Here is a 5,697-nt window from a genome sequence, read left to right as displayed (position 1 = left end):
TTCTCAAGAAGAAGCAGGCAAACGGGTTTTCGGCCTGTCCCGGGGGCTCGGAGTGGTGGAAAAGAGACAGGTCACTGACGCCGAGGGCCTGGGCGGTCCCCCCCGCACCCCAAACCAGAACCCGGGAGCTGACGACGGGGAGCAAGGGCCCCACCACCAGCCAGGCGACGGCCGGTCCCGGGCGCATCGCATGGGCCTCCAGTTCCTGCTCGGCCTCGGCCTCCAGCGCGTCGCCACGGCCGCGCAGCGCGGCGACGATCGTCCAGCCGATCAGGCCAAAAAAGCCCGCGAGCAGCAGCAGCGCCTCAAAGCGGCTCAGGGCACCGCCCCAGAATAGAAGCCCGGAGACCAGGCCAATGCCGATGAGCAAAGGCAGCTCCCGACGGACGATCTTGGAGTGCACGGCGATGGGCGCGATCAACGCGGTGACGCCCAGCACCAGGCCGATATTGACGATATTGGAGCCCACTGCGTTGCCGAGCGCCAGGTCGGGGTTGCCGTCCAGCGCCGCCATCGCCGAGACGACCATCTCGGGCGCCGATGTGCCAAAGCCGACGATCACCATACCGATGACGAGCGGCGGCATTCCGGCGTGACCGGCAGTGGCCGCCGCGCCCTCCACGAAGCGGTCCGCGCTCCAGACCAACAGCGCGAAGCCGGCCAGGATGGCAAGGAATTCCAGAATCACAGCGACGGCTCCTTTCAGCGAAGGCGAGAAGCGTGGCGGATGGCACCTCTGCGGTGCGCCGGGTGGGTTGCGCGGCGCCTCAGGCGCCGATGGCGTCTTCTCGTATGCAGCGCTTACGGTAGCAAAAAGACCCCGAGTACGGACCCGGGCCGAACAGCGGCTCACCGACTGCTCCGCGAGTCAGTAGAGATGGGCGCGCTTGGGCCGGGGCACACCTCGCATTCGTCGAGCAATGCCGGCACTGGCGGATCTCTCCGACGCGCTTACCAGGTCACCAACGCCGCCATCCCCGCCAGATACAGCACCAGCACCGCGGCGCTCTCGAAGCCGATGTTGGCCACCCCTCTACGCTCGCGGCGAATCAGACCCATGAGGAGGAAGGCCGTCAGCAGGATGGTCATTGAGATCATGAACAAGGGCTGGTCGCTGATGGCATGGTAGATGGAGCCCTCACGATAGGCGACATCCGAAAACACGAGGAAGAGCACGTCGAAGGTATTGCCTCCGATGATGCCGCCGACGGCGAGCGTGAGTGCACCTTGGCGCACGGCAGCGAGTGTTGTCACCAATTCGGGCAATGAGGTGGCCACCGCAGTGAACAGAGCCCCTACCAGGGTCTCCGACAGCCCCGTGTGGCGCACCAGCGCGATACCCGAAACACCCACCAACCAACCGGCGACGCCCACTAGGGCGGCGCTGACGGCAAATGCGGTCCAGACGCTTAAGGCCGAGTGACCGCGCGCTGCATCGTCGTCGGGCTGGTCCTCCCAAGTGTCGGCGGTGTGCACCGGGCGCCAGCCGGGGTCGTCGCGGGTGCGCGAGGCGAGCCTGAGCCCGAAGGCGTAGGTCGCCAATAGCAACAGCGAAGCCGGATGCACCCCCCAGATGGCGATTTCCGGCCCGGTCGCAGCCACCAGTGCCAGTGACAACAGGGCCACCAGCAGGGCGCCGTTGATCATGTTGGTGACCGACGCCGCCGCATGCTCGAGGTTCGCGCGGCGATAGGCCAGATCCGCCAGGACCAAAAAGGCCGTCTGCGCAGCAATGCCGCCAACGGCATTGCCCACCGCAAGATCGGCGCGGCCGGCTGCGGCGGTGGTGATGGAGGCAATGCTGCCGGGGAGCGAGGTCATGGCACCCAGCAAGACAGCACCAAAGACGGCCTCCCCTAGCCCCGTGATGTCTGCAAGCCGATCCGCGAGGCGGGCAAGCTGTGAGCCCACCAAGGCGATGACCAGGGCACCGCCGCCGAACAGCAGCAATGTCATCGGCAGCGAAAGTTGATCCGGTTGCATCGGGTACTCCCTCGGCCAGGGCCTTGCTGGCTTCCGCTAAGTCAGCAGCTTCGCGCTCAATAGGCGCTGCCGCGTCCGCGCAGGCGCCGACGCAGGCCGGCTAGGGCCGCCTGGCCCAGCAGAATGGCGCTGACACCTACGAGGAGCCAAAGCACATTGCCCTGAAAAAGGGACCCGCCCACCAGTACCAGGCCCGCGCCCACCAGCGCCTGCACAGGCAGGCCGAAGACCATGTAGGGTAGAAAACGCGCGCCGCCGAGGGCGAGCAGCCAGCTCTGCATCAGCCAGGGCAGGGGCGAGGCCCGCAGCAGCACAATGGCCCGCCACTCCGCGCCGTGCGTGAGCTGCGGCACCGGATAACCCCGGCGGTGCAGCAGACGGTCGACGGGCCGCGACAGCGTTCGAGCGACGAGATACGAAAGCGCCATGTTGGCGGACATACAGCCCAGTGCCACCATGAGCGCCAGCCCAGGGTCAGTAAAGACGGCGCTGACGGTCAGATAAAACAGCGAGATCGGAAAGCCCAATGCCGGCAGCAGCACAAACGCAAGTACAAAGACCCAGACTGGCATCCGGCGCAGCAAGTCCGGAAGCTCGGCGAGGGAGAGCCCGCCCAGTGCTGATTGATCCGCGTCCAAGGCCATCGCAAACACCGGCAGCGCCCAGAGCGCGCACGCCAGCGCTGCCCGCCCCTGCCGCAGCACTGCCGCGTGCACGCGGCGGGCCCGAACACCGGGCGTACCCAGCTTCAGAACCTGTCGCAATTCTTGGGCCCGCAGGGCTGAGCGGAGCGGACCTTCCGGGCGGGATATGCTTTCCATGCATGCGGGAATTGGGCTCGATCGGTACGGACCCAAGCAGCAGCGCACGAGCCAAGCCGAACAGACACAGCGGCAACTGGACCAACGGCAACGCGACTAATCGACGGAGCCCACTGCATGGCGCAGCCTGAGCCACCGCCGGCGCCCGACGACCGGGCCATTCGCCGGCTGCGCCAGCGACTGGCCAGGCTGCGCCATGCCGCCGCGCGCATCCGCCGACCACAAGTCGTGGGGCGCTGGTATCGGGGCCTCAGCTACGTCTGGCACCTGCTGGTGTGGTCGCGCATTGCCGCGGGCCGCGCCGGTGCCTTGCCCATTGAGCTTCCGCCGGCAATTTTGCAGGGCAAGGGTATTAAGCTGGCACCCCCCCACCTGGACGCCGATGGGCATCCGGACGCCCGGGCCGTCGCCGAGGGCTTCGCCGAGGTCTATGCGCTGCTGTTCGCGAATCTGCAGCGCGCCGACCTGTTGTCATCCAGTCGACATGCCATTCCGGGGCCTGCCTTCCGCGGGGTCTACCTCTGGGACTCCGCGTTCATTGCCCAGGTCTGGAGCTGGTGGGACCCAACGGTTGCCGCCGAAGTACTGAACGCCGTGGTGGAGCTGCGCAACGGCGACCGCCTGCAGCATGTGGTGACGGAGTTTCACGAGTCCCCTTACACCCAGCCTCCCTTGGTCGCCTGGTCCATGGCGCGACTCGCAGCGCGACTGCCCGCGGCCGCGGCGGCGCAGCTCGCCGGGCAACACTACGATGCGCTCTGCGCGTATCACGAGTGGCTGAATCGCCACCGGCGGCTCGACAATGGGCTGTATGCTTGGGCGCATCCGTACGAGTCCGGCGTGGAGAACGCCCCGCGCTTCAGCAATACCGATGAGAGCGCGCTGCGCAACACCGCCAACATCGCCGCCGCAGACTTCAGCAGCTATGTGGTGCTGCAGCTCGAGGCGCTGGCAGCACTGGCGGCGCACATCGGCCGGCACGACGACGCCGCCCGCCATGGCGCCGCAGCAGCGCAGCTGCGCCGGCGCATCGACACCCTGCTCTGGGACGAGCGTGACGGCCTCTACTATGACCGCGATGCGGCAGGCAGCCCGGTCCGGGTGGCGACCATCGCGTCCCTGCTTCCCCTCTGGGCCGGCGTGCCGGACGCGGCGCGGGCGGCGCGGCTGGTGGCACGGATCATGTCGACCGACGGCTTCGGTACGACCATGCCGCTGCCGTCGGTCGCACGCGATGAGCCGCACTTCGAGCGCGACATGTGGCGTGGCCCGGTCTGGCTGAATACGGCCTATGGCGTCATCCTGGGGCTGCGCCGCTACGGGCGCGAGCGCGAGGCCGCAGAGCTCGCCTGGCGGCTTTGCTGCGGCGTCTACCGTGTGTTCGCCGCAGAGCGGCGGATCTACGAGTTCTACGACCCGGACCATCATCACACCCGCCATCTGCACCGCAAGCGGGGCAACCGTTGGAAAGCCCTCACCCTCGGCACCGGCCCGCAGAAGGACTTCGTCGGCTGGACCGGACTCGCGAACAACCTGCTCTTGGAGGTGCTGCTGGGGCTGGAGACGAGCGCGGACCGCCTGTCCCTCTGCCCAAGGTTACCGCCGGCGGTGCAGGGGCTGCGGCTGACATTGCGGCTGCCGGAGCGCGATCTGCGGCTGACCTTGGAGAGCACCGCAGATGGCGTGACCGGCAGCGTCGGCCGCGCCGGCCGGAGTGCCGCATTCAGCACCGGCTACGGCCGGCCCTTGGACCTCACAGCCGTCCTCGACGGCGCCACCGAAGGCACAGTCCCATGCGCTTCTGCGACCTGACCCTGGCCTACACCGACACCAGCGGCGGCATCCGCACCTACATCGACCACAAGCGCCGCCATATCGCAGAGACCACAGACCATGAGCACGTGCTCATCGTGCCCGGCGAGCGCGACCGGGTGAGCCGTGACGGCCCACTCACCAAGATCGAGCTGCAGAGCCCGGTGATCCCGGGCTGCCGGCCATATCGCTTCTTCTGGCAGCCGGCCAAAATCCGCCACGCACTGGAGCGCAGCGCCCCGGACGTGGTGGAGCTCGGCAGCTTCTTCGTCTCTCCCTGGGCTGCCTTCCGCTACCGCGAGGAATGCCGTGCGGTGGCCCGGCCCTGTCTGGTGTCGGCCTATTTCCACACCGACGTTGCCGAGGCCTATGTGGGCGCACCGCTCAGGCACTTTCTCGGCGATGGTATCGAGGAGATCAGCGACACCCTCGCCGGCTGGGGGCACAAGCTGAGCGATGCCATCGAGAGCGGCGCTGAGGTCACCTTCGGCCAGATCTTCCGCCGCTGCGACCTGACCTTTGCCGCCACCGAGGCACAGGCGGCGCGCATCCGGGAATACGGCGTTGAGGGCACGCGCATCGTGCCGCTGGGCGTGGACTTGGCAATGTTCTCGCCCCAGCGGCGGAGCGACGCGTGGCGCCGCGAGCACGGCATCGCCGACGACGACCTGCTGCTCATCTACTGCGGCCGGCTCGACACCGAAAAGGACGTCATGCTGCTGGCGGATGCTTTCACGCGGCTGGTGCTCACCGACGACTGCGCACACGGCAAGCGACCGCCGGGCAGCCCGCCCAGCCGCTGCCACCTCATGCTGCTCGGCGAAGGGCCACTGCACGCCCAGCTCGCCCGGCGAGCCGACCAGATTCCGCGCCTGCACCTGCCCGGCTACGAGTCAGACCGCGCCCGCCACGCCACCGCGCTCGCCTCCGCAGACATCTATGTCACCGCCGGCCCCCACGAGACCTTCGGCCTCGCCGTCGTGGAGGCCCAGGCCGCTGGCCTACCGGTGGTGGGAGTGGACGCCGGCGCCCTGCGAGAGCGCGTGGCCCCCGGCACCGGCCGGCTCGGGCCGGTGGGCGA

Annotated in this window: 5 protein-coding genes; 2 read left to right on the top strand and 3 right to left on the bottom strand. The window is 68.3% G+C overall.

Annotated features, from left to right (window positions below; all coding sequences use genetic code 11):
• From I6U14_RS16585 to I6U14_RS16575, 3 genes are all read right to left on the bottom strand, one after another.
• Positions 1-688 (bottom strand): sodium:calcium antiporter (locus tag I6U14_RS16585; protein ID WP_367115685.1); only part of this gene is annotated, 688 nt, incomplete at its 3' end.
• A 263-nt stretch (positions 689-951) separates the two neighbouring features.
• The gene (locus tag I6U14_RS16580; RefSeq protein WP_296900728.1) at positions 952-1,983 is read right to left on the bottom strand and encodes a sodium:calcium antiporter; all 1,032 of its coding nucleotides are present in this window, start codon (positions 1,981-1,983) and stop codon (positions 952-954) included.
• 56 nt (positions 1,984-2,039) lie between these two features.
• On the bottom strand, positions 2,040-2,699 hold the full coding sequence (locus I6U14_RS16575; protein ID WP_296900726.1) for a hypothetical protein: 660 nt from the start codon (positions 2,697-2,699) through the stop codon (positions 2,040-2,042).
• A gap of 222 nt (positions 2,700-2,921) precedes the next feature.
• Here I6U14_RS16575 and I6U14_RS16570 point away from each other — a divergent pair, with 222 nt between their 5' ends.
• Together I6U14_RS16570 and I6U14_RS16565 are read left to right on the top strand one after the other, a co-directional pair.
• Complete coding sequence (locus I6U14_RS16570; protein WP_296900724.1) at positions 2,922-4,616, top strand: trehalase family glycosidase; 1,695 nt, start codon at positions 2,922-2,924, stop codon at positions 4,614-4,616.
• Positions 4,598-5,697 (top strand): glycosyltransferase (locus I6U14_RS16565; protein ID WP_296900722.1); only part of this gene is annotated, 1,100 nt, incomplete at its 3' end. The genes I6U14_RS16570 and I6U14_RS16565, both read left to right, overlap by 19 nt.

Source organism: Thiohalocapsa sp., assembly GCF_019695415.1.
Classification (GTDB): Bacteria; Pseudomonadota; Gammaproteobacteria; order Chromatiales; family Chromatiaceae; genus Thiohalocapsa.
Note: the sequence above shows the minus strand (reverse complement) of the source record. Positions and strands in the feature narration are given on the sequence as shown.

What these genes read in the sequence shown, in the direction of transcription:
- I6U14_RS16580 (WP_296900728.1), bottom strand. Translation starts at nt 1,983, where the DNA reads ATGCAACCGGATCAACTTTCGCTGCCGATGACATTGCTGCTGTTCGGC.
- I6U14_RS16570 (WP_296900724.1), top strand. Translation starts at nt 2,922, where the DNA reads ATGGCGCAGCCTGAGCCACCGCCGGCGCCCGACGACCGGGCCATTCGC.